We start from the raw sequence: 26,883 nt of genomic DNA on the forward strand, positions 1-26,883 counted from the left end.
ATAACCCAAGCCAGCGGGCGGCCGCATTGCAAATGCCTGGCGGACGGGTTTCGCGCAATTGACACAATCCTGCGCAACCACTGACAACCCATCCAGGCGATGATGCTCGCACCATCCAGATCATCGCCGAAGATTCTCATGGATAAACGTCTTGTGTATTTGGCCCTTTGTTTAGGGCTGGCAGCAGCAACGCCAGGCTTTGCCTCATCGACTTCTCTACCGGAGATCGCATCTGGTTCGTCTGCACGACCGCGAACAGCCGAGGCCGGTGTAACCCGGATCCTTCGTCAAAACGACGAGCTCTTGTTGAACGCCATACATCGAGGTGATCGTGAAACCTGGGACCGACTGACGACATCGGATTTCATGTATGTCGAAGAAGGCGACGTGAATCGGAAGCCCGAATTCCTTCGCCAACTAAAGGAAGACGGCCTTGCTCCACTCGTCATCAGGGAATACGAGGTGCAAGTCATCGGAGATACCGCGCAGGTCTTCCACAGGGATGACGTACCCCAAAGACCTGGAGGCCCATCGACCGGGAATTCACACCTCCTGATGACGGAAACCTGGCAGCACATAGATGGCTGCTGGCTGCTGCGCATTGTGCATACGGATCGGATTCGCGTGGACCCACCCGCCATAACCCTCTCACCACAACAAATGGATGAACTGGTGGGCGCCTATCGGAGCGGAACGATGACATACGTCGTCCGACGTCAAGCCGGCCAAATACTGGGCAGTACGGACGGAACCCATTTTGAGGTGCTAATGGCCGAGACGAGGGATGTGCTCTTCGAACCTGGAAATGTCTGGGTGAAGAAAATTTTCCAACGCGACACGAAAGGCCGCGTCACGGGGTTCGCTGACAGAAGCGAAAGTTCGGAGCGTGCGTGGACACGCGTGGCTGCAGAAGCACAAGGCCCTGTGCACTGAAGTTGAAGAGGCCAGGCCACGCCCTTTGCATGCCTTCCGGGCGTCACTTCAAGTGGCCTCTCGCGCTCAAACAGGACCTCCACCTTGTCGGTTGCGGTCGATGAAGAGATCAAGCGTCACCATGATGGCTTGGGCGGCGAGAATTCGCGGCGTATCGCCTTCAGGTGGCTGCGATAAGTCGAATGCAGGCAATCGCTCTGCCCGCGATAACTGACCCCAAGCCACCAGGCCCCCAGGTCCCGCGTCCGTGTCCGGCCGGAGATGGGTATTTGTAATGCGCACGTTAACCACCAATCGCCCGCCTGTGCACGACGCCAAGTATGCGCATGCCATCACCCCGCGCAGCTGGCCGCATTGTCATGAAAGTTACAGATCGCTGCGCTCAGCCGTAATACGCTTTCCTTGCGCAGCCACCTGCGCTTGACGGTATCCGCCATACGCGATTGGTCCGTCAACGCCAGGTGCAGATCCCTGGTTGCGCACGACCGTTAACTCGTGGAGTGCCTGACCATGTCCTTCCTGATTCACCTCGGCTCGCTTGTCTCCTTCATCGTGGTCCTCGCGTTCTGGACGTTGGTGGTTTACGCCACAGTGCAGCGCGTAGTGAATCTGCTGATCGACCGTAAGCGCCACGCTGATGCTGTTCGCGATCTTTGGAGCGAACGTCGGTCGCCTGTCGCCAACACGGGTGATTGCTGAGGTCGTTCGATCCAGCATGAATTGCCGGGGCTATCGACCAGGCGCACTTCCAAGAAGCTCGGACTTCAAGCCCTCCAGGCAACACGCGAGGGCCGACTGTCAGGCGTGGGCTCCTTCGCCTGAACGAGCCACATGAGCGGCTGGCATGACGGCGACATGCCCCCATTTGCCATGCCTGCCTCGGGTCGCCAGCGGACATTGAAAGATTGGCTTCCCGACTGAGGCACAGCCCCTGGCTCAGATGCTTCTGCCTCATCCATTACACCACCACACGCACATGACCAGGAACATTGGCCCGTATCTCATTGGATCCGCTCTTGGATTGGTCGTCGGCTGTCTCATTGGATTCAGCGCGCCGCGAACAAGCCCGATGAAAGGCGTGGATCCGAGAGCGTTGGTAGGCTGGCCGGCGAGTGGCGCACCTTTCATCGTCGAGGAAATCGGCATCCGGACCCTTGCGATCGGCCAATGGCGAGTCGCCAGGGTCAAGGAAAACTCTGCCTGCAGCCCGGAGGGCCTGGCCGCCATCCTGGAACGTGGGCCGCTGGCGAAATGTCAGGACGGGTCGTGGAAGCCGGAGGCGATCCTTGAGCCGCCCGAGAAATCTTCAAGCGAAGGCTGACTTCCACTTTGCCGGGTGGTCCGCCCTATCCTCTTGCGCGACACGTACGGTACGCATCTTGAAGTACCGAAGGGCCGCAATCGCCAGACCACTCCAGGCCTCATGCCCAGTCTTGGCGCCGGTGTAGGGCCGGCGAACAGCGCTGATCAACTGCGTCCGCAAGCGAGCCGTCGACATCTCCTCCCGGCAACATGCGGGACCGACACAACCGTTGATAAGGCCATCCAGCACGGCGCAGTGACAAGCCGGGCGCCGTTGCAAGGCAACTCGCCCGGCTTGTCGCGCATTCCGCATCGATCAGTTCGAATTGACCTGCACCCGCGTAGCCGTGACAACGCCCAGCACGGAGGGCCCTGCGGGACTGCCGCTCGGTGGATACGGCGTGATCGTCAAATTGCCGCTGTAGGTGTTGCCCGTGGCGTCGAGCTTGATGCTTTCCTGGATGTTCACCAGGCCAAGGAAGACCGTGCCGGTGCTGTCCCAGTTGATCGCCCAGTGGTTGAGCTTGTACGCCCGGGCGCCGCTCTGCTCCCACACGCCCATGCAGAAGCTTTGTGTGATGGGGGGCTTGCCCGAGTTCATGATCTCGGTGCCATCGGCGTGCCAGGTGGCGAAACCCTGGTCGAGTTGGACGCCGTCGGGAATGGTCTTATTGCCTTTGGCTGTGAACGTGAACATGTACAGGCCCGTGATGGGCTCAAGAGCCTGCAGCGGGTTGGTGCTGTTGGCCACAACTTGCGGCGAGGCGGCTGCTGCCTGGCTCGCCAGGGATTTCAGGGCGGCCGGCGGAAGTGACCAGTGCGTACTGCTCCAGGATTGGCCGTCGCCGTAGCCACAGGCTTCGGCTTTGGGGGTAACGGCGGCGGTCAGACCGATCGCGGCCAGCGCGATCGCGGCATGCAGGCGAGTGCTCATGGAAGTCTCCTCGTTGAGTCCAGGCTGCGGCTGCTGCCCGGCAGGTATAAGCTGTACTTCCAGGGGCGCAGAGTCTTGATGGATCGATGAGGGATTATCGAGATGGGGGTCGGCACGGAGCGCCATGACCAGGTCCGGAAAGGGTCAATTGGGGCATGGGGAGCGCTAACCACTCGGCAAACCTGGAGGGCATTTCTGCGTTCGCATTTGCGGACGTGGTCGTCGACGTGCGGGCGCATCGGCTCACCTGTAGCGGACGTGAAACACCCGTGGAGCCGAAGGCGTTCGCCGTGCTCCTGGAGCTGCTGGCGCACCCGGGCCAGTTGCTCAGCCGCGACGACCTGCTGGATGCCGTGTGGGGTCACAGCTACGTCACGCCGTCCACACTCAGCCGCGTCATCGCGCAGTTGCGACGCGCCATGGCGGACGACAGCGACCAGCCCCGCTATATCCAGACCGTGCATGGACTGGGCTACCGTTTCATAGCCCCCTTGGTTGGCCAATCAGTGGAGCCTGCGCCCACAGTGCGTTTTGCACCGCCGGCGCGGGCCCGCCTGCCGCAACGCTCGGACCCATTGATCGGCCGGGACGACGACCTCGACAAGCTCGGGCAGCTTTTGCGCGAATCCCGACTCGTGACGATCGTGGGCGCCGGCGGCATCGGCAAGACACAGGCTGCGATGGAAGTGGCAAGGCGGCACAGCCAGGAGTTCACCGATGGCGTGTGGCTGCTTGATTGCACTCCCCAGGCCGATGGCGAGGGCTTCGCCCGATGGCTGGCCGGCCTGTTCGACATACGGATGTCCGGGGGCGTGGACGACCTGATGGCGCGCCTGGGTGAGCTGCTGCGCACACGCCGTGTGTTGCTGGTCTTTGACAATTGCGAACGGATCGCCGGCCCTGTCGGGGTGGCGGTCGAAGCGCTGCTGGCGGCCAGCGTGGAACCAAGGGTGCTGGTCACCAGCCAGCACCGCCTTAACTGTACGGGTGAGACGCTCTACTGGCTGCCGCCACTGGCCGTGCCACCACCGGGTGAATGGGCAACGGAAGAGGACGTCACGCACCTGTCCCGCATTGCTGCAGTTCAGCTACTGCTGGCGCGCTCCCGCGCGTTTGCGTCGAGGTTTGCGCTGACGCCCACCAATGCGCCCGCTGTCGCCGAGATATGTCGTCGCCTGGACGGATTGCCCCTGGCGCTGGAAATCGCCGCGGCCCGACTTCGGCTACTCAGTGCGGAGCAGCTTCTCGAGCGCATGGACGTTCATTTGCTTGGACTGGCCGAGGCCAGCCCAAGCCGCCCTGCCCGTCACCAGACGCTTCATGCGCTGATCGAATGGAGCTTCGCGCTGCTGTCGGAACCTGAGCGTTCGCTGCTTGGCGGCCTCGGCGTGTTCGTTGGCGCGTGCACGCTGGGTGGCGCCAACGCGGTCGGGTTGGTCTTTGACCTCGACGACGAGCAGGTGATGGACGTGCTGGGCGGGCTGGTCGACAAATCCTTGTTGGTGGTGGACACCGCCACCCGTCCGCCCAGCTATCGATTGCTGGACAGCGTCAGGCTGTTCGCCTTGGGCAAGCTTGCCGAGAGCGGAGACGAGCCCGCCGTGCGGGATGCACACCTCGCTCATTTCGTGCGCCTTGCCAAACGCGTTGACGCAGAAATAAGGGGCGCTCGCGAGCAGCTATGGAGCGACCGCGTCCGCCGAGACTGGGCCAATCTGCGCTCCGCCTTCGACTATGCCCTCTCACGCCCCGATCGGGTCGAGCAAACCCTCGCCCTGATCGGCAATTTGTGCTGGTACTTCCGCTTGTGCCCAAACTACGGCGAGTCTGCGCGCTGGCTCGACCAGGCTTTGAATGCAGCGGTAGCGCCAACGCGGGAGCGGGCAAAGGCCTTGGTCGCTTGCGGCATCATGCGGCATCAATCCCAGATGCATGATCGCGCCCAGACGTTGCTGCGCGAGGGTATCGCGCTGGCAGGCCAGCTGGAGGATCCTCGCCTGGCTGGCGCCGGCTTGGCGGTGCTGGCGTTCGAGCTGGCGACCTTCGGTGACATGGCGGGAGCGCAAGATTGCGCCGACTCTGCACAGGCCATCGCCGACGCAGAGAATGATGCGTGGCTGCGCTCCATGACCTTGCTGGGCCGCGGCATCGCCTTCGCCCTGGACGATCAGCACCGCGAGGCGGAGGCCTGCCTTGGCGATGCCTTTGATGCCGTGTGCGGGCCGGGCAATGGCAAGTATCAACAGGCCTATGTCCTGATCAACCGCGCGCTGCAGCGCCACTACCTGGACCAGCCGGTCGGCGCGGCGAAAGATTGGCTGATGTCCATCGATACCTTCGCTGAACTTGAAAACTGGCGCGGCATGGCCGGTTGTGTCGAGGGGACAGCCTATTTGCTGAGCGAGCGCGGCGACATGTCGAAAGCAGCGCGCTTTCTTGGCGCCGCGGCACGCGTGCGCGTGCTTACCGCCGGGCCGCTCATGCCGCAGTGGCGAAAGGCAAAGGCGGCGACCGAAAAAAAAGTGCTCGCCACCCTCGCGTCATCGTTTGAGTCGATGCGCGAGGTTGGCGCCACCACGGGCTTCGAGTACATCGTGGCGGAAGCCCGCGCAGTTCTGAGGGGACTGGCTATCGATCAAGCCCTGGGTGCTGATATGAGCAGTCCATTGGGGTCGTAATGCTTCCGCAGCTCGTCCAGTCGAGCACGCGTCGCCGAGCTGTGGCCGAGCGTGGCCAGGTCGGTCGCTTCGAACGTGAAGTTCGGCTGCATCCCGGTGCGGGCAAATGGCGCCAGCCCCGCGCGCAAGGCGCGCACCCACGCGCGAACAGCATCAAATCGTTCTGCGTTGGCAGTCCGCCCAATCACATTGATGAAGAAGGTCGCCTCCCGTTGGGAAAACGCGGTCGACTGCGCAGGAATCGCAGCCACGGCGCCGCCGAGGTGATGGACGTGCACCTCGCTGAAAGGGTCCGCGGGAGCTATCGCGTGCGGCAGCAAGGACTCGATCAAGCCGTCGTCCAGCGCGTCAAATTGCGAGGTCGTCCAGTAGTAGTGATCGCCGGTAGGGGCGGTCGGATCAAAGGTCTGCTGCCACGCGGCGTAAGGCATCACACCCTCGTGACGCCCCAGCGGCTGCCCCCAGTCAGCCAGGGGCGCGCAAACGCGCTTGCCTGCCGTGGCCTCGCCACTCCAGCAATAGGCAAGCACGATCACTCGCCGGCCATGCACTTCAGGGGGAAGGAACGGAAGCGGCGGCGCCGTGGTGAAGACCAGCATCGCCGTGAGCTCATTCGAAACGCCCGATGTAACATCGCGAAAGACTCTCAACAGGCCGGCGGCGGCATCAATGGGATGGAAAACCACTCCCGCCAGCACTTCGCCAACGGCGTGAAGGCGGTAGGTGAAATGGGTGACCACGCCAAGTCCGCCTGCCCCGCCACGCAGGGCCCAGAAGAGATCGCCATTTTTCTGCTCGCTGGCCACGACGTCGCGTCCATCCGTCAACACGACGTCAGCCTCGATCAGGTTGTCGATGGCCAGTCCGCAACGACGCATGAGCCAGCCCACCCCGCCGCCCAACGTGTAGCCCCCGATGCCGGTGGTCGAGACGAACCCGCCGGTGGTCGCCAGGCCGTGCGGCTGGGTGGCCGCATCGACATCCCGCCACAACGCCCCGCCTTCCACCCGCACCGTGCGGGACGCGGGGTCCACCTCGACCCGATTCATGAGGCCCAGGTCCAGCATCAGTGCGTCGTCTTGCGCGGCCAGCCCGGCCACGTTGTGGCCACCGCCACGCACCGTCACCGGTATCTGCTCCCGGCTTGCAAACCGCACCACGGCGCGAACGTCCTCGGCGTCGGCGCACCGGGCTATGGCGAGCGGATGGCGGTCGATGGCTCCGTTCCACACCCGGCGGCGCTGCTCGTAGTCGGGATCGCCCTTCAACAGGAGGCGCCCCCGCAGGGTTTCGGCCAGAGCCTGCCAGGCGGGCGCGTGGTGGCGATCAGGTCCTGCGGACATGGACATCCTCCCGGGCGGCGAGATGTTGCAAATCCCCATGGAACGCAATCCCGGCCCGGGTACGAAGCTGGCCCCGACCGCAAAGACAGGATAGACCTTTCGTCGAGAGCGGTTATGAGGGGCGTGTGCGGCTTTCGTGATGAGGGGGTCATGCCCCCGCGGGGTCTGCGCGTGATGCCGGAGTCCCGGGGATGCGCCGCAGTGCTTCCGGTCAAAAGCGCCCTGCCATGTGCCGCTGACAATGGCTGCCAGCGAGGCGTCATTCGAGTTGATCGGAACTTCACGTTTGGTCGATGTCCGCGGCGGAGGCCGATATTGCATGACCGGAGCACCGCAGTGATTCGCTTGTTCAGAGGCAGGTGGGTGACAAGGTGGTCGCGACTCCCGAATCAATCGTCTCCTTGACCCTTCACACCCTGGTCACGAGACGCCTCCCCTGCTTCGAGGCGGCTTAGCACGGTGCTTTCGGCATGGCTGCGCAAGCGGACTCGCTTCCTGCGATCGCCTTCATGAGCGACATCCTCCATCTCCGCCTTGGCAGTCCATTGGCCGCCGGGGCGCTCGACGCACTTGACACGAATGCGGTGGCCATCGACTTCGACCGAGTCAATCGAGCGCGTCAGCGCCTTGCCGCTCACCATGTGGTAACGCAAGCCGATGGTGGTTGTCTCGGCAAAGGATGCTTCAATCGCGCGCTCCAACATCACGGGCGAAGCGAGGATGCGAATGTGGGCGAAGCTTCGCCCTTTCTTGCCGACCCCGAAAAACTGGACGACGTCGTGGATTCCTTCCAGCGTACGAATCCGGTCCAGTCCGATAGAGAGATCTTCCGGTGACTGGTCATCGATATCGAACTCAATGACCGCGAGTTCCCGATGCGTCAGGGACGATGTGGATGCCAGCTGTTCTCGCGATACCAAGACGCGAACACAGTTGCTCAGCCCTGCAATGCTGCGGGATCCAAATCCGATGCCGGACCTTTCGAGAACGTATGGGACAGACGGCGCGACCTGTCGATGACAAAGGTGGCGGACAATGGCGGCGCCGGTTGGGGTAACCCGTTCCCCCGGAAATCCGTCCTGGATCGTTGCGAACCCTTCCAGCAACAGCGCGGTCGCCGGCGCAGGAACAGGGAGTGGCCCGTGCGCCGAGTGCACACGTCCTTGTCCCAGCGGAAGCGGAGCCACGCTCCAGTCGGCATCCGCCAAAGCAATGAGCACAGAGGCCGCCACAATGTCGCAGATCGTATCGACGGCGCCGACCTCGTGAAAAGTCACTTCCTCCACCGCCACGCCATGGACTCTAGCCTCGGCCTCCGCCAGATGCTGGAATATGGACACCGCACGCTTTCTGATTGCATCGGACAAGGGAGCGTCTTGCAGTAGTTGGCGAATGTCCAGCCACCTGCGGTGTCCATGGCCGTCGCCGGATACAGCCACGCCTGAGACGCGCTGAGCGCGAAGCGGTCCGCTGAACGTCAGTGAGGCCGCTTCATTCGCCTCTCCTGCTCGATCAGAAGATTCAGCCGGGACGTATCGTTGCGACGAAGGCTCCGGCAGCCCCACCATGAAACGTCGACCGACGAACGTGCCGTCGTTGTGCAGCTCCAGGCGACATTCGCCGTCAGGGCCCAAGTTGAGCCCACCGATAGCATGGCGCACGGGGTCTTCCCATTCGGGAAAAGCGTCAAGCAGCGCCGCGACGAACATGTCGCCGGCCATTCCGCCGAGCGGATCCAGGTGGATCCAAAGCCGACCGCGATGATCCGTTTCAGACACTCGGCGATCCTCTGGCGATGTCACACGGCGGCCTTGGATGGGGCGCTTTCACTGCCTGGCGCCCGTTGCGCGACGATCGTGCGCTACGCCCATTGACCTCAAGCTTGGCTTTATCTGCTACTCGTCCGGGGCGTCCGGCAGCTTGATGTCCCTTGGCCGGGTTTCCGAGTGGAAGAAAGTGGCCTGGGCAACGACGGGTGCTGCGCGTTGTGTGATCGCAGCCATCTGCGCCGCGGACAACGGCGTGAACTCGCGGGCAATCTGCACGTTTTCTTCGAGTTGCGCGATGTTGTCGCAGCCGACGATGACGGTGCTGACGGGTAGCGAGAGAACGTAGTTCGTCGCGTCACGCATGTTCAGCGTGCCTGAACGTGTCGCGACACCTTCCCAGGATCGCCGCTGCACTTCGACAGGAGGCGGCATCCAGCTGGACAGGATGCGGCCACGTGCGGCGATCTTCATGCCGATGATCCCCATCTGTTTCTCGACAGCGACAGTGAGAAGGCGCTTGATGAAACTGTGGGGGCTCAGCGTGTCGGCTGCGTTAAGGGCAAGGATGCATGCGTCAAAGGGAAAGCGATTGATCAGTTCGACGATCGGGTCAGGTTGGTAGTGGGCCGCAAAACCAAGATGACGAACGACCTTCTCGTCGTGCATCTGCGTGAGGGCCTCCATCGCGCCGCCTTTGGAGAAGACGACGTTGACCTCCTCGGACACACCAATGTTGTGTAGCAGCCAGAGGTCGAGATGGTCCGTCTTCATGAGCTTGAGGGACTGTTCGATATCACGCATGGCGCCGTCACGGCTGCGCTCCCTGGTCTTGGTGCACAGGAACACCTCGTTGCGGCGATGTTCCATGACGCGACCAATGTATTGCTCACTCCACCGCTCGGGAGGTCCATATCGAGGTGCGGTGTCGATGAAGTTGACGCCTAGGTCGAGCGCCCGCTCGATCAGCGGCACGGCAATGTCGAAGTTGTTCGGTTGTTCGATGGCGCTCTGGCCGCCGAGCGAGAAGATGCCGACCTTGAAACCTGTCTTTCCGAGATTTCGGGTGGGCATGGACTCCAGCGTCTTCGGATTGTCAGGCAGCGCTGGAAGTTGCTTCGCCGCGGCCTGACCTTCGAGGGCAAGTAGTCCTGCGGGCGAAAGAATGCCCGCGGCGATGGCGCCTCCGGTCTTGAGGAATCGTCGGCGATCAGGGAAAGACGGGCTGCGCTTCATGGGGGACCTCTCCACGTAAGTCGAAGAGAATGAGGCCCGCGATAAATTACTCTCCGGCCAACGCTGCAGCAATGCTCTGCAGAGCTGGGAGCGACGAAATGAAGCGCAACGAGCACTCAGGCCTCTTTTGCTGGCAGCGCTGGCAACACTTCGTGGCGAGCCTGCGGGCTGCCAGAACTGCTCGATTGCCGCGACGAGACCGCGCCGAACTGCGACACGTCATCGACGAGGCATGCCATAACGATCTGAAACAGAACGTCGTCACCTGCGGCATACGGACTGAGGTTTATGCTCGCTCGGCTAAATGGCGGCGCAGTACGCGGGTTGCGGTTGCGCTCCCTTAACTCAGCTACGTCCTGTTGGTTTGTTTCGCCGCGATCATGACCATCGGCGCACCGACACGACGAGGGTGACGGCGCAGCTGAGTGGCGAGGCGATAGTCCCGAACGATCGGAGACGGAAAGACGCCGCGCACCCTGCGCAGGAGGTCTCTGGAATGCAGACCCATCAAGCCACCGGGAACGCCCAGGATCGTTTGGCGGCTGTTTTTTCTAACATGAGCGGGCCGCTCGCCGTTGCCGTGAGCGGCGGCGTGGACAGCGTCACGCTGGCCACTTTCGCCCACAGGTCGGCCGCGGATCGCGTCGAGATGTTTCATGCTGTCTCGCCGGCGGTACCGGATGAGGCGACAGACCGCGTGCAGCAGCTTGCGAGGGATCAAGGCTGGCGCCTCCGAGTTGTGGACGCGGGCGAATTCAAGGACGAGAACTATCTGGCCAATCCGGTCGATCGCTGCTTCTATTGCAAGACCCATCTGTACGACTGCATCGCGCGCCACTGCAGCGCGCAGATACTTTCGGGCGCCAACCTGGACGACCTTCGCGAATATCGGCCCGGGCTTGAGGCCGCCAAAGAGCATGCGGTCCGTCACCCTTATCTTGAGGCAGGCATCGACAAGAAGACGGTGCGCTTGCTCGCGCATGAACTCGGCCTTGGCGCCATTTCCGAGTTGCCAGCTGCGCCCTGCCTCTCCAGTCGGGTCGAGACGGGCATTGCCATCCGGCCCGAAGTGCTCAAGGCAATCTATGCGGTTGAGCGAAGCATTGCGAGGGAATTTCCCGCCGGAGTCGTTCGTTGCCGCGTGCGTGCGAATCGTGTCGTGATCGAGCTTGATCCTGGCACCCTGGCAGGGATGGACGTCGAGCACAAAGATGAGGTGCGCGCTGTGGCCGATCGCGCCTTCGCCGGCATTGCGTCCACGGTCGATCTCTCGTTCGCGCCCTATCGCAATGGCAGCGCGTTCCTGCATTCGCACGCATGACGCCGGAATTCAAATTCGATTTTGAGCGCGGGGCGAGAATCGGCCTGGACGAAGCGGTGTTTTGTCAGGGCAAGACCGTTGATCAGATTTCGGCCATCGTGGACGCCGTGAAGGCGAAGACGGGGCGACTCCTGCTCACCCGCCTCGAGCCATCGAAGTATGAGGTGCTCTTCGCGCGTCACGGCGAACAACTCGATTTCGATCCCCTCTCCCGCACCGCCATACTTGGCCAGCCCCATGGCGCGCTCCTCGCGCCGCCGGTGGCCCTCGTCATGGCCGGGACCGCTGATCTTCCAGTTGGCCGCGAGGCTGCGCGGACGCTTGCTTTCGCCGGCCAGGCCTTTCGCGAGTACGTCGATGTCGGCGTGGCCGGCCTCTGGCGACTGCTGGAACGGATGGACGAAATACGATCCTTTCCCGTCGTCATCGTGGCTGCCGGCGCCGATGCGGCGCTGGTCAGCGTTGTCGGCGGTCTGGTTTCAAGCGCCGTGATCGCCCTGCCGACATCGGTCGGCTACGGAGTGGCGACGGGTGGCGCGGCCGCCCTGCACGCCAGCCTGGCAAGCTGTGCACCAGGAATATCGGTGGTCAATATTGACAATGGCTACGGCGCGGCTTGCGCGGCCTTGCGCATATCCCGCGTCGTGGCGGCGTTGCAGAAGTCAGGCGAAGGCGTTGATTGAGACAATGCAAAACAAATCTGTCTGTTGAGTTCAGCGGCAGCCGTGCAGCCCTGGCCCGGCGTCGACGAAGTTTCCTCCGCGAAGCGGAACCGTCATCATCCTCACGCAAGCTTTCACGAGGCCGGATGAACTGGACTGCCAATCCATTCGACGATCAACCCGCGTCTCTTTCTTCAAAGATTGCGGTCGCCTACACGTTGATCGTCGCCGCCAATGTGCTCGCTTGGGTTTGGGCCATCGTTGCGTTTGCCGATCGGCCCGTGATCCTGGCGACGGCTTTTCTTGCCTATACGTTCGGGCTCAGGCACGCATTCGATGCGGACCACATCGCGGCGATCGACAATGTGGTGCGCAAGCTGATCCAGGAAGGCCGCCAACCCTTTTCGGTGGGACTCTTCTTCTCCCTCGGCCATTCAACCATCGTGATACTCGCGTCGGTCGCCATAGCGGCCACGGCAGCGGCCCTGAAAGACCGGCTGGATGCCTTCCACAGCATGGGCGGCCTGATCGGCACCGCGATCTCGTCGCTCTTCCTGCTCGGCATTGGAATTGCCAACCTGTTCATTCTCCGGGGTGTGTGGACGGTGTTTGAACGAGGTCGCAGGGGCGGAAAGATCGTTGATGAAGACCTCGATGCGTTGCTCGATGGACGGGGGCTATTGGCTCGCCTATTCCGGCCGCTGTTCGGTGTCGTACGCCGTTCATGGCACATGTATCCCATCGGCCTTCTGTTCGGCCTTGGCTTCGACACGGCGTCTGAGATCGGCCTGCTTGGCATCTCGGCGACCCAGGCCGCTCAAGGCATGTCCGTTTGGACGATCCTGGTCTTTCCCGCGCTGTTCACCGCCGGCATGACGTTGCTGGACACGACAGACAGCGTGTTCATGGCGGGAGCGTACGGGTGGGCCTTCATCCATCCGGTCCGAAAGCTCTGGTACAACCTGACCATCACCGCCGCGTCAGTCGTGGTCGCCCTGTTTATCGGCGGAGTCCAGGCGCTCGGACTCATCCGCGACAGGCTGGGACTGCAAGGGGACTTCTGGAATGTCGTGGGTCGGCTGAACGACCACTTTGGCAATCTCAGTTTCGGCGTTGTCGGGATCTTCCTGGCGGCGTGGATCGTCTCCATTGCGGTTTACCGGGCAAAAGGTTACGACAAGCTGTGGGACTGATTCGACGCGATCGCCGGGGACGAACTGGCGGCGTACCCAGCTCGACAAACCCCGAAGGAGAATTCGGTTGGCTCAAAACAGACCTGCTCCGTTGATCTGGCCCGGCAGTCCTTTATCGCGCGAGTTCTTCGATCGCGCCGCCACCACGGTGGCGCCCCAACTCCTCAACAAGATCCTGGCCGCAGCGGATGGCCGGGCGGGTCGCATCGTGGAAGTGGAGGCCTACGCTGGGGCCATCGATCCAGCTGCACATACGTTCCGCGGAAAGACCCCACGCAATGCGACCATGTTTGGGCCGCCGGGGCATATGTATGTCTACTTTACCTATGGCATGCATTGGTGCTGTAACTGCGTGTGCGACCCTGAAGGCGACGGTTCCGGCGTACTCATCCGCGCGCTGGAACCCCTCCAGGGGCTCGAGCAAATGCGCGACGCGCGCCGACGGGCCTCGATTGATCGCGATCTGTGCCGGGGTCCGGCCCGGCTCACCCAGGCGATGGGCATCAGCGGAGCCCAGAACGGAATTGACCTGGTTGCCGCCCGCGACGGCTATACCGTTGTCAGCGACGGCATGCCTCCGCCTCCAGACCTCGCGGGAACACCACGCGTTGGCATCCGCCTCGGCAAGGATTTCCCTTGGCGGTGGAGCGTGCCCGGTAACCGTTATGTATCCGCGAGTTCATCGCGAAGCTGACGAATCTTCCTGAGCCCCTTCGAATGGACTGCGTGCTTGAGCATCGACGGCTGATCAACGGGCTCCACGCCGGGCGACAGCGACCACCAGATCCATCGCCAACGCCAGGCCAAGCGCCAGGGCCCCCACGATGAACAACAAGCTGTAATCGCCACCATTCCGGGCGAACAGATAGGACATGAAATACGCGGACCCCGCCTGCAATACCGCAAAGCTGGTGGTAGCGGCGCTCCATGCCGCCTTCTGTTCCGCCGGATGATGAGCGAGCAGTTCGTGGATCCGCCCCAATACGAGCGGAACGATGCCAGGGGTGAATGCGCCCACGACCACGCTGGACAACATCAATGAGGATGTTCCCCACCCCATGGCAGGAAGCAGCACAGCCAGGGCCTGGATGAGATACGCCAGCCGCAAGGCAGGCCCGAAGCCTATGCGGTCCGCGAGATGACCGGTCAACACAGGGCCGAACAGTGCGCCGAGTCCGAAAAGCACCCAATACTCCGAGCCCGCCTGCACGCCAAGGCCAAGACCGCGCGCCACGAAATCGACAAGAAAGATCATGTGAGGCACCAGCCCGGCCGCATTCAATGCGTACTGGACGTACAGCGATCGCAACGTGACCGCGTGACTGCGCCGCTGGAGCTCAACACGGGCTTCAGCCCGAGGATCACCGCCACGCGGCCAGCCATTCCACGCGACTGCCGTAAGCGCGAGCGAAAACACCCCGAGTCCTATCCACGTAGCGACCAGGCTCTGCCTCAGCAACAGCGGAACGAGCGTTCCGGACGCTGCGATGCCCGCGCCCACGCCCATGAAGATGACGCCACTGGCCAACCCTCGCCGGTTGGCCGGCACATGCGGCAACACCGTTGGCGCAGCGAGCACCATCAGCGCGCCCCCCGCCAAGCCGGACACGAACCGCCACCCAAAGAACCACGCAAACGACAGTGGCCACGCGCACGCGATCAGCGCCACGGCCGCCACGACCATCATCAGGCGGATCATTGCCACGTCGGGGATGACCCTGAGTGCGGGCCGGGCAAACAGTGCGCCCGCGAGATACCCCGCGAGATTGGCGGCGCCCAGGTATGCCCCACTCGATGCGGCGAACCAATGGGCGTCGATGATGGCCGGAAGCAGCGGCGTGTAAGCGAATCTCGCAACACCGATACCCACCAGGCTGGCGCAGAAGCCCGAAAGCGTCATCCGCCAGGTCGTGACTTGCTCCCGGCTCTGGCTATTTTGCCGGAGATGAACCGCCGTATTGCTCAGGGAAGACATGCTCGGCTCCAAACCTCACACCATTCAGATGACGGCCGCGTCCGCTCCGGGGCGAACGCTGGGCGCAAGCGCCATTCAGTTCTCTCGCCAACCTGCCGGCCAAGTCCGCTGCCGACATTTCGCGCGCCACGGGAGCTCCCTTCCCGGCCCAGGGCTCGAAAAACGAACAGGACGCCATTGTCGCGGTGAGTACAAGCTACGCCCCCAAACCCATCTTTAGAAACGGAACTTATTGATAGAGTCCATCTCCAATTGAGATAGCATGGAGGACAACGCGCCAGGGCAGCCAGAGGAAAGCGTCGATGGACATCAACCAACTGAAGACGTTCGAGGCCGTTGTCCGACTGGGCAGCATGAGCAAGGCCGCCGCCGAACTGCATACCGTGCAATCGAACGTCACCACCCGGATCCAGGCGCTCGAAGACGAGCTTGGCATCCTGCTGCTGCAGCGCCACGCGCGCGGTGTCTCCACCACTCCCGCCGGGCAACGTTTCCTGCCCTTTGCCGGCCGCATCATGAAATTGCTCACCGAGGCGCAAGTTGCCGCAACGGATGACGGTGTTCCCGGAGGCTTGCTCGCCCTCGGAGGGATGGAAACAACGACGGCACTGCGCCTTTCACCTGTGCTCATACAGTTCGCGCGCACCTATCCGGGCGTCCGGCTGACCCTGCGCTCGGGCACCACCGCCGATCTCACCAGGGACGTCATCCTGGGCAAGCTTGATGGCGCCTTCGTCGCGGGCCCCGTCGATCACCCGGACCTCGCGCACGAGGCCATCTTCACGGAAGAACTCGTCCTCGTGACGAGCCCTGCGATCCAGTCCCTGCGGGACCTGACCCGCCAGACCGATCTGCGAACCATCGTCTTTCAGTCCGGCTGTTCGTATCGCCAGCGATTGGAGACCTGCCTTTCCGACCTCGGTGCTGTCGTCGCCAAGCCGCTCGAGTTCGGCTCGCTCGACGCCATTCTGAGCTGCGTGGCCGCTGGCGTGGGAGTGACCCTCCTGCCCAGGAGTGTTGTGTCGTCGAGCACGATGAATTCAAGCGTCCGTTGCCATGATCTCCCCCGGAAACTCGGCATGGCCGAGACGCTTTTTGTCTTCCGCCGGGATGCTTACGTGTCCAGCGCGATGGCGACATTCATCGAGATGAGCAGGAAATTTTGGGCTGCGGCCGGGCTGGACGCACGAGCGGTAAAAAGGGCAGGCCCGGGCGGATCGGGCAAACGAAAACCGGCTACGCAAAAGCCGCGTGCTTCACGCCATTCTGGCTTGCGATGAAAGCCACGAATTGTTCCAGCCTTGCGCCGCCGCGCTTTTCGCGACGGTCAGGTTTCCGGTCCTATACACCCACCCTCAGAAATCGACAGCGTCCCGGATGATGGGACACGTCATGCAATGGCCGCCGCCTCGCCCACGACCCAGCTCCGCGCCGACGATGGTGATCACCTCAATCCCGGCCTTGCGCAGCAAGGTATTCGTGTAGGTGTTGCGGTCATAAGCGTAGACCACGCCCGGCGACGCGCAGACCAGGTTGGCGCCGCTGTCCCATTGCGTGCGCTCTCGCTGGTAGTCGTTACCGCCCGTCTCGATCACACGGAGTTCCTTGAGGCCTAGCGCCTTGGCCACCACATCGACGAACGGCTTCTCCTCCCGGTGGAGTTCAAGTCCGCTCGGATGACTGCTGGGTCGATAGGAGAACGTGCGGGTTCTCGCCAGGAACTCGGGCGCCACAAGCACGCAGTCACGATCGGCAAATGTGAATACCGTATCGAGGTGCATGGCTGCTCTTATCTTGGGCATGGCGGCCAGGATGACATGGCGGGCGGCCTCCTTTTTGAAAAGGCTCGCCGCCAGTTGGCTGATCGCCTGGCGCGAAGTGCGCTCGCTCATGCCGATCAATACCACCCCGTTGCCAACGGGCATGACATCCCCGCCTTCCAGCGTGGCCAGTCCATGATCCTCGGTCGGGTCGCCCCACCACACATTCACCTTGCCGGCGAAGTCGGGGTGAAACTTGTAGATTGCCGTCGTGAGGACAGTCTCTTCATGGCGAGCGGGCCAGTACAGCGGATTAAGCGTCACGCCGCCATAGATCCAGCAGGTGGTGTCACGCGTGTACAAGGTATTAGGCAGCGGTGGCAGCAGGTATTCCGTGACACCTGCCGCCTCCCGCGCGACCTCCAGCGCCTTGCCACCCACCGCCTCCGGAAAGTCGTGCATCGACAGGCCGCCAATCAGGGTCTCCGCGAGCTTTCGGTCACTCAGTTCTTCGAGGTAGCCACGAAGCTCATTGATAAAGCCCAGCCCCACCTGATTGGGAACGACCTGATTGTCGAGTATCCACTTCTTCCCTTCCGGGACCGCGACCGTCTCTGCCAGCAGATTGTGCATCTCCACCACATCGATGCCTCGGTCGCGCATCTTGTTGACGAAGTCGAAATGGTCGCGCTTGGCGTTGTCGACCCACAGCACGTCGTCGAACAAAAGCTCGTCACAGTTGCTCGGCGTCAAACGCGAATGAGCGAGGCCGGGCGCGCACACCATGACTTTGCGGAGCTGCCCTACTTCGGAATGGACGCCAAATTCGGTTCCGTTGCCATTTGCCATGATGTTCTCCACAAGCAAAGACCCATGGGCGACTAGATGGTGATGTATCCCGTCGCAATCCAGTAAATGCCGACGACCGCCCCGATGACCGCAAGGGCGAACAGAATCCGATCCCACAGCCTGGAGAAGACAGGCTTGTGCTGTTCGCGCCGGCTCCAGAAATAGAGTGCCGATCCCGGCGCATAAAGAACCGCCGACAGCACGATGAATTTGATGCCGCCGGCATAGAGCAGGAAGGCGGTGTAGATCGTGGCGAGAATCGCAATGATCAGGTCGCGAGTTCGTTCCTGCGGGCGATGCTCGTATGTTTCGGCGCGCTTGGTGAGTTGCAGGCCGTAGGAAGCCACCAGGAAAAACGGTATCAACGACATCGCGCTGGTCAGGTTGAGCATCAAGGAGAACGCGTCGCGCGACCAATAGGTGGTGATCACGATCAGCTGGACCACGATATTGGTCAGCCACAAGGCCGCTGCCGGGACCTTGTTTTTGTTCTCCCCGGCAAAGACCGATGGCATGTCGTTGGTCTTTGCCGCCGTGAACAACACCTCAGCGCAGATCAGCGACCAGGCCAGGTACGCGCCGAGCACTGACACCAGAAGTCCGATACTGACGAAGATGGCGCCCCAATGACCGACGACCGCTTCAAGGACGGCGGCCATCGACGGTTGGCGCATCTCGGCGACCACGCTTCGATCGAGCACGGCATACGGCAGCAACGTTACCAACACCATCAGGCTTGTCACGATGATGAAGCCAGTGATCGTCGCCTTGCCCACGTCCCCGCGCTCTTTCGCGTAGCGCGAGTAGACACTGGCGCCTTCGATGCCGAGAAACACGAAAACAGTCACCAGCATGGTGGCCTTCACCTGCTCGAATATGCCTCCTTCCAGGCCTCCGCCATAGAAATTGAGGTGGAACAGGCTGGACTTGAACGAGAAAGCCAGGATCACGATGAACGTCAGGATCGGAATGACCTTGGCCACCGTCACGACACTATTGATGAGCGCCGCTTGCTGTATCCCCCTCAATATCATGAAGTGGAACAGCCATATCCCAATCGACGCGACCAGGATGGCGACGACGGTGTTGCCGTCACCGAAGATCGGAAAGAACGCGCCAAGCGTGGATTTGATCAGCACCCAATAGGAAACATTGCCGATACAGCTACCTATCCAGTAACCGAACGCGGAGAGAAAACCGGGATAGTCGCCGAAGCCAGCCTTTGCATAGGCATACACGCCGGCATCAAGATCCGGCTTTCGCTCCGCCAGCGACTGGAATACGCGCGCGAGCATGTACATGCCGCTTCCCGCGATCAGCCATGCCACGACAGCGCCCAGGGGCCCTGTGGCGTTGGCGAACGTTCGCGGAAGCGAAAATATGCCTGCGCCGACCATGCCGCCCACCACCATGGCGGTGAGCTGGGTGAGGGGCATTCTCTTCTCGGTCGCAGCCATGCCAGCTCCCCATCCAGAGTCATAGATCGGAACTACAAGATACGATTTGGAATGACACCCTGTTCACCAGGCATCGAGTTCAGTGAAGAAGCCTGGTCGTCATGTTTTTTTGTTGCCGCGTATCGACAAAACCACTGACAATGATCCTGGTGGAAAATTATGTTTGATAGCGGAAAAACGTAATGTGAAGCTTTCTGCTTGCGAGCCGGTCGATGCACAGGTTCATGGTCGTCCATCTGACCGTTCACACCATTCGAGTCGCCCGATAACCTTCCCGCCGGTCCAGAGAGTGGCGAGGGGATCCCATGAACGGATTGATTTCCTCTTGTGACATTCACTGCAGCGATCCGGGATTGAAGCGGTCGCTCGCATTCGCCTTCGCTGTCATGTTGCTTGCGGGGTCCCTGGACGCGAACCCCGCGCATGCAGCAGAGGAGGCTTCGCCGGCTGCGAGTACGGCGGACCCTGATTTTGCCGCTGCGCAACAATTACTACGCGAGGGCAAGTACGCTGAAGCTTATGCTCTTCTTTCGCCGATCGCGGCTTCGCACGGCGGTGATCCTACCTTCAACTACCTGCTTGGCCGTGCCGCCCTGGGCAGCGGCCACGCTGAACAAGCGAAGCGGTTGTTCGAGGCCAGCCTTACGGCGCAACCCGATGCACCCCAGACACACCTCGCCCTCGGGCGGGCTTACTACGCACTTGGACGCTATGCGGAAGCCAAGATCGAGTTCGAAACCGTCTTTCGCTTCGAAAACCTCCCGCCGGATCTGCTGAGCCAGGTCGACATCTACAACCAGGCAGCCACGCAATCCCTGGACGAAAACAAGCGCCTGACCGGCTTCGCGTACCTGGAGACCGGCATCGGCGTCTATGACGTGAACGACACGGTAGGCACGAGAACCTTCGGAGGCGCCGATCGCCGAGACGTTTTTTACAACCTCCGCGCCGGCGGCGGCGTCAACTACGCGCTGGACAACGGTTACGCGCTCGTGGCGACGCTGGACTATCGATTCCGCTATTACGACAACAACGACAGTCGGGACAACTCCGACCTGCGCTGGAATTTCGGGGGTAGCCGCTCGTTTGGCGACGACAACCTTGCGGTTGGCTTCAGGGGGCGGACCAGCTATCGCGGCAACGGCAACTATCGCAATGACGCCGGGATTTACGCGGACTACCGCCACCGCCTCGATGCTTCCAATCAGATCACCTTCGACCTCCTCTATTCCCGACGCTGGTACCCGGGGCAACCATCGATCACCTGGACCCGCACCAGCGCCCAAGGCTCGGCCGGCTGGATCCATTCATTCCTGGATGGCCGCGCCACTTTCAGCATCGACGGGCGCATCGGACGTTATGTCTCGACCAGCCTTCCGGATGGCGACTCCAATCTCTACGGCGCCTCTGCGTCACTCGATTTCGCGCTTGACGATACGGTGGACTGGGGCGCCCACGTCTGGTGGGAGCACAATGCCTATGACATGGAGCAACTCCACTTTCACCCCGACACAGACGACAACACGATCCTGATCCAGCGTAACGACAATCTTTACGAAGTGGGCGCGTATCTGACCTGGAAGTTCGCGCCGAGCTGGACGTTGCGACCTCAGCTGTTGTGGATCCACGACCAGAGCAATGCCGACATCGGTTTCAACTACAGCTCGACCGAGTTCTTCATCAATGTGCGAAAGAGTTTCTAGGTTGACCTTCGCCACTATCGGCCGTGCCTGGCGCCTGGAAGTTGCGCCGCTGCACCAGGCAGGCTAACGGTCATGCGAAGCCACTGTCTTTTGCGGCGGCGGCAGATCACCACCGCCGAGCGCGGCATAGAGATTCACCCGGTCTTGCAAGTCGGAGGCGCGCAGCTGCAGCAGGGTTTGCTCGGCGGCGAAGTGGTTGCGTTCGGCGTCCAGTACTTCCAGGTAAGGGGTCAGGCCAACGCCGTAACGATCCTCCGCCGTCGTCACCAGCGCGGCCTGCGCTTCGACCGTACGTATCTGTGCCTGGATCTGTTCGGCATTGTGCTGCGTGGCGCTTAGCCCGTCGGCCACCTCGCGAAAGGCATTCTGCACCGTGGACTGATACGTCGCTTCCAGTTCGTTGCGTTGCCCTTGCGCCAGTTCCACCTGTGAGCGCCGACGCCCCCAGTCCAGCAGCGGAAGCGTCGCGCCGACGCCAAACGTCCACAAGTGATTGGGGCCGGAGAACAGGTTGGACAGTTCATCGGAGGCGTAACCCGCCGCGCCAGTCAATGCAATGGTCGGGAAATACAACGCGCGCGCCGCCCCTATGTTGGCGTTGGCCGCGCGCAGCCGCTCCTCGGCGGCTCGGACATCGGGGCGATCGTTGAGCAGGTCCGAAGGCAGGCCGGGCGCCAGGGGCGCAATTTGCGTCGTGTCTTCCAGCGGAAGGCTGGGCGGCAAGGGATCGGGCAAGGGCACGCCGACGAACTGTTGCAGCAGGTGCAAGGTTTGCTCGCGACCACGCTTCAGCTGAGCCAACTGGGTCTCGGCTTGCGTCACCAGTGTATAGGACTGGTTATAGTCGATTGAGGACGTAAACCCCACGTCCATGCGCAGTTGGGCCAACTCCATGGTCTCGCGCCGGCTGTCCAGCGACTTCTGCGCCAGAACGATGCCCTCTTCCGCTGAACGCATGGCGTAGTAGCTGGCCGCCACGTTGGCGATCAGCGACAGCCGGAAAGCCCGCTCCGCTTCCACCGTCGACAGGTATTGGCGACGGGCCGATTCGCTCAGGTTCGCGACCCTTCCCCAGAAATCCAGTTCGAAGGCCGGAATGCCTACTTGCACGGCGTAGCTGTCCACGGTCACCCGCGGCGCATCTTCGGCCGGGCTGACTGCCGCGCGTAGACGATCCGCGGAGCCGCCGAGATTCACGCTCGGCAACCTCTGGCTCTGCTGAATGCGAAATTGCGCCCTGGCCTGCTCGATCCTCGCGGCGGCCGCGGCAAGGTCCCGGTTGTTGTCCAGCGCCTTGCCAATGAGATCGCGCAGCACCGGGTCGTGGAAGAAATCCTGCCAGGGGAGCTCCGGCGCACGCGCGCCGTGGGTCTCGGGAGAAGGAAATTGATCCGCCATCGCCACGGGTGGCGGCTCGTACCGCGGCGCCAGATTGCACCCCGAGAGCAACAGGAGTCCGCAGAGTAGCGCGCGCCTACTCATGACTCGCCTCGACGCCAGTGACATCTGTGGCCTGCGCTGGAGCGGCGCGCCGCCGCAAGAGGAAATAGAACAACGGCGTGTAGAAGATGCCGAAGGCCGTCGCAGTGAACATGCTTCCGAGCACACCCGTGCCGACCGCCTGTCGGCTGGCGGCGCCGGCCCCGCTGGCCAATGCCAGCGGCAGCATGCCGACGATGAAGGTCAGGCTGGTCATCAGGATGGGACGCAGGCGCTGGCGCGTGGCGGCGAGCACCGCCTCCGTCGTCGGCACGCCGCGCGCCTCCTCGTCCAGACCGAACTGCACGATCAGGATCGCATTCTTCGCGGCCAGGCCGATGATGGTGATCAGGCCAACGGTAAAGTACACATCGGCCGACATGCCGCGCGCGCCGGTCAGCAGCACGGCGCCAAAGATGCCGAACGGCACCACCAGCATGACCGCCACCGGTGTGCTCCAGCTTTCGTACAGCGCCGCCAACAACAGGAACGCGACCAGCAGGGCCAGCCCGAGCAGGAGGCCCACCTGTCCTGCGGCCTCCTGTTCCTCGCGAGCGGTACCGGTCCACTCGAAGCGCGTCCCGGGCGGAAGCACGGCCTCGGCGATGCTCTCCATCTCGCGCATGGCCGTGCCGCTGGATACGCCGGGGGCCGCCTGGCCTGAGACGGTCGTCGACAGGAATCCGTTGTATCGCTCCACCTGCTGATCACCGACGGTCCAGTGTGCGGTCGCGAAAGCCGAGAACGGCACCGACTGACCGTTGTTGCCGATCACCCGCAGGTCCGCCACGTCTTCGGCCCGCATGCGTTGTGAAGCATCCGCCTGAACGAAAACGCGCAGCACGTTGCCCTGGTGGATGAAGTCGTTGACGTAGGACGAGCCGAACATGACGCCAAGCGTCTGGTTGACCTGCGCGAGGTTCACGCCGAGCGCCCGGGCCTGGGTGCGATCGATGTCCACGAACAGCTGCGGCGCGAGCGGCAGTCCCTCGGGCCTGACGCCGGTGACTCGTTGACTGGCCGCCGCGCGTTGCACGATGTTCATGGCGATGCCTTGCAGTGCACGCGTGCCAACACCGCTTCGATCCTCGACTTTCATGGTGAAGCCGGAAGCGTTGCCCAGCGCCTGGATCGGCGGAGGGTTGAGAGCGAAAATCTGCGCCTGCGGAATGCGCGACAGCGCACCATTCAGTCGCCGCGCCAGATCGAGCGAGCTGTGCCCGCGGCCACGCTCAGACCAGGGTTTGAGATTGACGAAGGACATCGCCATGCTCTGCCCCTGCCCGAAAAAGCTGAAGCCGATGACCGTGGAAACACTGATCACTTCCGGCTGCTGGTGCAGGATGGCCTCGGCCTGCCTTACCGCCTGCCGCGTCACCGGCGCGGTCGTGCCCGGTGCTCCCATGTAGGCGACGAACAGGATGCCCTGATCCTCGTCAGGCAGGAAGCTGGCGGGAAGGCGCCAGTAGGCCAGCGCCGTGAGTCCCGTCACGAACACGAACAGCCCCATCCACAGCCAGGGGCGGCGAAGCATCCGTTCCACCACGCCGACATAGGCGCGCGTTGCCCGATCCAGGCCACGATTGATAGCGTCAAACAGCCGCCTGACCGGAGCTGGCCCCTGCCCGCCCGGCTCCGCCGGACGAAGCATGGCGCCGCAAATCGCCGGCGCCAGGGTCAGCGAGAGAATCGTGGACACCACCAGCGACACGCTCAGGGTGATCGAAAACTGCCGGTAGATGCCGCCTGCCGATCCCGGGAAAAAACCCAGGGGAATGAACACCGCCAACAGCACCAGGGTGGTGGCGATGATGGCGCCCGTCAGCTGGCTCATGGCCTTGACCGTCGCCTCGCGCGGGGGCAAATGGTCATCGCGCATGATGCGCTCGACGTTCTCGACAATGACAATGGCGTCATCGTTGAGGATGCCGATGGCCACCACCATCGCGAACAGCGACAACAGGTTGATGGACGCATCAAACATGGCCAGGCCGAGGCAGGTGCCGATCAGCGAGATCGGAACCACCAGCGTCGGCAGGAACATGGCCCGCCAGCTTTGCAGGAACAGCAGCACCACGATGGACACCAAAACCATCGCCTCGATCATGGTGCGCAAAACACCGCGCACGGATTCGCTGATGAACGGCGTGGTATCGAACGGCACGCTCCACTGGACGTCCGACGGGAAGGACGATTGCAGATCCTCCATGCGCCGTTTCACCGCGGTGGCCGTGGCGAGTGCGTTGGCTCCCGAGGTCAACGAAATCGCCATGCCAGCGCCGGGTCGACCGTCGAGAGTCATCTCGAAGCCGTAATTGTCGTTGCCCAGTTCAACCCGGGCCACGTCACCCAGCCGCACCGTCGCGCCGCCGGGCGTGGCGCGCACAATGATTTGCCTGAACTGCTCGGGGTTGGTGAAGCGTCCGCGCGTCACGATCTGCGCGGTGGTTTCCGTGTCCGGCGTCAGGGGCTGCAGGCCAAGTCCGCCACCGGGCGTCTGCGCGTTCTGTTCACGCACCGCCGCGATCACCTCGGCCGGCGACAGGCCGTAACTCACCAGTTTTTCCCGATCCAGCCAGATGCGCATCGCATAGCTGGAACCAAACAGCGAAACGTCGCCGACGCCATGCAGGCGCCGCAGTTCCTCGACGATGTTGTTGGAGGCAAAATCACCCAGTTCCAGCGCGCTGCGCTGGCCGCTTTGCGAGCTCAGCGTCACCAGCATCAGGAACCCGGTCGTCGACTGGGTAACCTGCACGCCGCGTTGCCTCACTTCCTCCGGCAGACGGGGCTCCACGCGCGCCAACCGGTCCTGCACCTGCGAGCGGGCGCGGTCCAGGTCGGTGCCGCTGCGGAAGGTGATGCGGATCTGCGCCGTGCCGTTGGAGCGGCTGGTGGAACTCTGGAACAGGAAATCGTCGACGCCGTTGAGCTCGTTCTCGATCAGCGACGTCACGGTGCGGTCCACCGTCTGAGCATCGGCTCCGATGAAGGTGGCGGAAATGCTCAGGGACGGCGGCGCCACGTCGGGAAATTGCTCGACCGGCAACGAATACAACGCGATCCCGCCGAACAGGATGGCGAACAATGCCACCACCCAGGCGAATACCGGACGGTAGACGAAGAAGCCGCTCATGACCCGGGCGGCGCGGCCTTCGCCGGCTGTGCATTCACGTGCTGGCCCGGCTGAACCTTGTGCCAGCCATCGACGATCACGCTGTCGCCCGAGTTGAGACCCGACAGGATCACCCAGCGCCCCTCGGCTTGGCCAGCCAGCGTGACGGGCTGGCGCACGGCCACACCTTCGGCGTTGACCGTCATGACGGTTGCACCGTCTTCGCCGATGGCGACGGCGCGTTCGGGCAGGCTGATTCCGTCGCGTAGCGTGCCCGCAGCGAGAATGCCGCGCACGAACTGGCCAGGCAGCAGGCGTCGGTCCGGATTGTCCAGGCGCGCGCGCAGCATGCGGCTGCCGGTGGCGGGGTCGACGGTCTTCTCGGTGAAGTCGGTCTCGCCCTGCAGGGGGTAGCGAGAGCCATCCTCAAGCAGCAGCGTGACCCGCATGTGCTTGCTGTCGCCTGGCTCGATCCGGCCGCTTGCGATGCCGCGTTCCAACTCGCCCATGACGGCGCTGGACGGGTGGAACGTGACGAACACCGGGTCGAGCTGGTCAACCTGGGTCATCAGGGTTGCCGACGCCGCGCTGACCAGGGCGCCTTCGCTGACCTGGGCGCGGCCAACGCGCCCCGCGATGGGCGACCGCACCGTGGCGTAGTCCAGCTGCAATTGCGCGCGATCGACGGCGGCCTGCGCCTCGAGCAAGGCCGCATCGGCCTGCTGGAACGAGGCTTGCGCGGTTTCGTATTCCTGCACGCTGACCGCCTTGCGCTCCACCAGCTGGGACAGCCGGGAACGCAGCCCTGCCACCTGGGAGCGTCCGGCCTGCGCCGAAGCCAATGAGGCACGTGCCTGCTGCAGGCGTGCCTGGAGGTCGCGAGGATCGATCTGGAACAGCGGGGCGCCGGCCGCCACGTCGGTTCCCTCCACGTAGATCTGCCGTTCGACGATGCCGTCGGCGCGTGCGCGCACCTGCGCCGATCGCACGGCCTCTACCCTTCCCGGCAGTTCGATGAGGTTGGGCACCGGGCTGGCATGTACTTTTTCGACGGAGACGGTGGGCGCGAACATGCCCGCTCCCCCGCCTCCAGGCGTGCCGCCCTGCCCGCAACCAGCGAGCAAAATGACGCCGCCGCAGAGTGCAGCCGAATACACATGCCAGGAAATCCGCGTGG

Annotated in this window: 20 protein-coding genes; 10 read left to right on the forward strand and 10 right to left on the reverse strand. The window is 62.9% G+C overall.

Going from position 1 to position 26,883, the window contains the following annotated elements; genetic code table 11:
• Positions 1-138 precede the first annotated feature (138 nt).
• The 3 genes from DVT68_RS00425 (at position 139) to DVT68_RS00435 (ending at position 2,254) form a co-directional block, all read left to right on the forward strand.
• Positions 139-933, forward strand: a complete 795-nt coding sequence (locus DVT68_RS00425; RefSeq protein WP_158543428.1) for a nuclear transport factor 2 family protein — start codon at positions 139-141, stop codon at positions 931-933.
• A 510-nt stretch (positions 934-1,443) separates the two neighbouring features.
• Positions 1,444-1,632 (forward strand): hypothetical protein, encoded by a 189-nt coding sequence (locus DVT68_RS00430; protein ID WP_114823107.1) that lies wholly within the window; start codon positions 1,444-1,446, stop codon positions 1,630-1,632.
• Positions 1,633-2,002: 370 nt separating this feature from the next.
• A complete protein-coding gene (locus tag DVT68_RS00435; protein WP_114823108.1) occupies positions 2,003-2,254 on the forward strand; it encodes a hypothetical protein in 252 nt (83 codons plus the stop codon).
• Between the two features lie 297 nt (positions 2,255-2,551).
• Here the strand turns inward: DVT68_RS00435 and DVT68_RS00445 are convergent, their stop codons facing one another.
• Positions 2,552-3,169: a hypothetical protein gene (locus DVT68_RS00445; RefSeq protein ID WP_114823110.1), complete on the reverse strand. Its 618-nt coding sequence runs from the start codon at positions 3,167-3,169 to the stop codon at positions 2,552-2,554.
• Positions 3,170-3,324: 155 nt separating this feature from the next.
• On the opposite strand from DVT68_RS00445, the gene DVT68_RS00450 reads away from it, so the two are divergent.
• Entirely contained in the window at positions 3,325-5,847 is a 2,523-nt protein-coding gene (locus DVT68_RS00450; protein ID WP_114823111.1) for an ATP-binding protein, read from the forward strand.
• Here DVT68_RS00450 and DVT68_RS00455 read toward each other — a convergent pair.
• From DVT68_RS00455 to DVT68_RS00465, 3 genes are all read right to left on the reverse strand, one after another.
• A complete protein-coding gene (locus tag DVT68_RS00455; RefSeq protein WP_114823112.1) occupies positions 5,805-7,511 on the reverse strand; it encodes an FAD-binding oxidoreductase in 1,707 nt (568 codons plus the stop codon). The two genes, DVT68_RS00450 and DVT68_RS00455, sit on opposite strands and share 43 nt — an antisense overlap.
• A gap of 68 nt (positions 7,512-7,579) precedes the next feature.
• Positions 7,580-8,968, reverse strand: a complete 1,389-nt coding sequence (larC, locus tag DVT68_RS00460; RefSeq protein ID WP_199535935.1) for a nickel pincer cofactor biosynthesis protein LarC — start codon at positions 8,966-8,968, stop codon at positions 7,580-7,582.
• A gap of 117 nt (positions 8,969-9,085) precedes the next feature.
• Entirely contained in the window at positions 9,086-10,192 is a 1,107-nt protein-coding gene (locus tag DVT68_RS00465) for an aldo/keto reductase (protein WP_114823114.1), read from the reverse strand.
• 496 nt (positions 10,193-10,688) lie between these two features.
• Here DVT68_RS00465 and larE point away from each other — a divergent pair, with 496 nt between their 5' ends.
• From larE to DVT68_RS00485, 4 genes are all read left to right on the forward strand, one after another.
• Positions 10,689-11,513 (forward strand): ATP-dependent sacrificial sulfur transferase LarE, encoded by an 825-nt coding sequence (gene larE, locus DVT68_RS00470; RefSeq protein WP_114823115.1) that lies wholly within the window; start codon positions 10,689-10,691, stop codon positions 11,511-11,513.
• Positions 11,510-12,196: a nickel pincer cofactor biosynthesis protein LarB gene (larB, locus tag DVT68_RS00475; protein ID WP_114823116.1), complete on the forward strand. Its 687-nt coding sequence runs from the start codon at positions 11,510-11,512 to the stop codon at positions 12,194-12,196. The genes larE and larB overlap by 4 nt, the downstream gene beginning before the upstream one ends.
• A 125-nt stretch (positions 12,197-12,321) precedes the next feature.
• Complete coding sequence (locus DVT68_RS00480; protein WP_114823117.1) at positions 12,322-13,368, forward strand: HoxN/HupN/NixA family nickel/cobalt transporter; 1,047 nt, start codon at positions 12,322-12,324, stop codon at positions 13,366-13,368.
• Between the two features lie 67 nt (positions 13,369-13,435).
• Complete coding sequence (locus tag DVT68_RS00485; RefSeq protein ID WP_114823118.1) at positions 13,436-14,062, forward strand: DNA-3-methyladenine glycosylase; 627 nt, start codon at positions 13,436-13,438, stop codon at positions 14,060-14,062.
• Between the two features lie 54 nt (positions 14,063-14,116).
• Here the strand turns inward: DVT68_RS00485 and DVT68_RS00490 are convergent, their stop codons facing one another.
• A complete protein-coding gene (locus DVT68_RS00490) occupies positions 14,117-15,343 on the reverse strand; it encodes a YbfB/YjiJ family MFS transporter (protein ID WP_114823119.1) in 1,227 nt (408 codons plus the stop codon).
• 302 nt (positions 15,344-15,645) lie between these two features.
• Between DVT68_RS00490 and DVT68_RS00495 the strand changes: the two genes are divergently transcribed.
• On the forward strand, positions 15,646-16,623 hold the full coding sequence (locus DVT68_RS00495; protein WP_114823120.1) for a LysR family transcriptional regulator: 978 nt from the start codon (positions 15,646-15,648) through the stop codon (positions 16,621-16,623).
• Positions 16,624-16,698: 75 nt separating this feature from the next.
• Here DVT68_RS00495 and arcA read toward each other — a convergent pair whose 3' ends face one another.
• Both arcA and DVT68_RS00505 read right to left on the reverse strand, forming a co-directional pair.
• Positions 16,699-17,952: an arginine deiminase gene (gene arcA / locus DVT68_RS00500; protein ID WP_114823121.1), complete on the reverse strand. Its 1,254-nt coding sequence runs from the start codon at positions 17,950-17,952 to the stop codon at positions 16,699-16,701.
• Between the two features lie 32 nt (positions 17,953-17,984).
• Positions 17,985-19,409, reverse strand: coding sequence for a basic amino acid/polyamine antiporter (locus DVT68_RS00505; RefSeq protein WP_114823122.1), 1,425 nt, complete (start codon positions 19,407-19,409; stop codon positions 17,985-17,987).
• Positions 19,410-19,714: 305 nt separating this feature from the next.
• Between DVT68_RS00505 and DVT68_RS00510 the strand changes: the two genes are divergently transcribed.
• Complete coding sequence (locus DVT68_RS00510; protein ID WP_114823123.1) at positions 19,715-21,112, forward strand: tetratricopeptide repeat protein; 1,398 nt, start codon at positions 19,715-19,717, stop codon at positions 21,110-21,112.
• Between the two features lie 63 nt (positions 21,113-21,175).
• Here the strand turns inward: DVT68_RS00510 and DVT68_RS00515 are convergent, their stop codons facing one another.
• The 3 genes from DVT68_RS00515 to DVT68_RS00525 are packed head-to-tail and all read right to left on the reverse strand — an operon-like array spanning position 21,176 to position 26,779.
• Positions 21,176-22,618, reverse strand: a complete 1,443-nt coding sequence (locus DVT68_RS00515) for a TolC family protein (protein ID WP_325050392.1) — start codon at positions 22,616-22,618, stop codon at positions 21,176-21,178.
• Positions 22,587-25,727 carry a multidrug efflux RND transporter permease subunit gene (locus tag DVT68_RS00520; RefSeq protein WP_114823125.1) on the reverse strand — a complete coding sequence of 1,047 codons (3,141 nt, stop codon included), beginning with the start codon at positions 25,725-25,727 and terminating at the stop codon, positions 22,587-22,589. The genes DVT68_RS00515 and DVT68_RS00520 overlap by 32 nt, the downstream gene beginning before the upstream one ends.
• Entirely contained in the window at positions 25,724-26,779 is a 1,056-nt protein-coding gene (locus tag DVT68_RS00525; protein ID WP_158543430.1) for an efflux RND transporter periplasmic adaptor subunit, read from the reverse strand. The genes DVT68_RS00520 and DVT68_RS00525 overlap by 4 nt, the downstream gene beginning before the upstream one ends.
• Positions 26,780-26,883: the final 104 nt, after the last annotated feature.

This window comes from Dyella solisilvae (assembly GCF_003351225.1).
Classification (GTDB): Bacteria; Pseudomonadota; Gammaproteobacteria; order Xanthomonadales; family Rhodanobacteraceae; genus Dyella; species Dyella solisilvae.

What these genes read in the sequence shown, in the direction of transcription:
- DVT68_RS00435 (WP_114823108.1), top strand. Translation starts at nt 2,003, where the DNA reads ATGAAAGGCGTGGATCCGAGAGCGTTGGTAGGCTGGCCGGCGAGTGGC.
- DVT68_RS00450 (WP_114823111.1), top strand. Translation starts at nt 3,325, where the DNA reads ATGGGGAGCGCTAACCACTCGGCAAACCTGGAGGGCATTTCTGCGTTC.
- DVT68_RS00455 (WP_114823112.1), bottom strand. Translation starts at nt 7,511, where the DNA reads ATGCAATATCGGCCTCCGCCGCGGACATCGACCAAACGTGAAGTTCCG.
- DVT68_RS00505 (WP_114823122.1), bottom strand. Translation starts at nt 19,409, where the DNA reads ATGGCTGCGACCGAGAAGAGAATGCCCCTCACCCAGCTCACCGCCATG.
- DVT68_RS00495 (WP_114823120.1), top strand. Translation starts at nt 15,646, where the DNA reads ATGGACATCAACCAACTGAAGACGTTCGAGGCCGTTGTCCGACTGGGC.
- DVT68_RS00430 (WP_114823107.1), top strand. Translation starts at nt 1,444, where the DNA reads ATGTCCTTCCTGATTCACCTCGGCTCGCTTGTCTCCTTCATCGTGGTC.
- DVT68_RS00515 (WP_325050392.1), bottom strand. Translation starts at nt 22,618, where the DNA reads ATGTCACTGGCGTCGAGGCGAGTCATGAGTAGGCGCGCGCTACTCTGC.
- DVT68_RS00490 (WP_114823119.1), bottom strand. Translation starts at nt 15,343, where the DNA reads ATGTCTTCCCTGAGCAATACGGCGGTTCATCTCCGGCAAAATAGCCAG.
- DVT68_RS00465 (WP_114823114.1), bottom strand. Translation starts at nt 10,192, where the DNA reads ATGAAGCGCAGCCCGTCTTTCCCTGATCGCCGACGATTCCTCAAGACC.
- DVT68_RS00525 (WP_158543430.1), bottom strand. Translation starts at nt 26,779, where the DNA reads ATGTTCGCGCCCACCGTCTCCGTCGAAAAAGTACATGCCAGCCCGGTG.
- DVT68_RS00425 (WP_158543428.1), top strand. Translation starts at nt 139, where the DNA reads ATGGATAAACGTCTTGTGTATTTGGCCCTTTGTTTAGGGCTGGCAGCA.
- DVT68_RS00445 (WP_114823110.1), bottom strand. Translation starts at nt 3,169, where the DNA reads ATGAGCACTCGCCTGCATGCCGCGATCGCGCTGGCCGCGATCGGTCTG.
- DVT68_RS00510 (WP_114823123.1), top strand. Translation starts at nt 19,715, where the DNA reads ATGAACGGATTGATTTCCTCTTGTGACATTCACTGCAGCGATCCGGGA.
- larB (WP_114823116.1), top strand. Translation starts at nt 11,510, where the DNA reads ATGACGCCGGAATTCAAATTCGATTTTGAGCGCGGGGCGAGAATCGGC.
- arcA (WP_114823121.1), bottom strand. Translation starts at nt 17,952, where the DNA reads ATGGCAAATGGCAACGGAACCGAATTTGGCGTCCATTCCGAAGTAGGG.
- DVT68_RS00480 (WP_114823117.1), top strand. Translation starts at nt 12,322, where the DNA reads ATGAACTGGACTGCCAATCCATTCGACGATCAACCCGCGTCTCTTTCT.
- DVT68_RS00520 (WP_114823125.1), bottom strand. Translation starts at nt 25,727, where the DNA reads ATGAGCGGCTTCTTCGTCTACCGTCCGGTATTCGCCTGGGTGGTGGCA.
- larE (WP_114823115.1), top strand. Translation starts at nt 10,689, where the DNA reads ATGCAGACCCATCAAGCCACCGGGAACGCCCAGGATCGTTTGGCGGCT.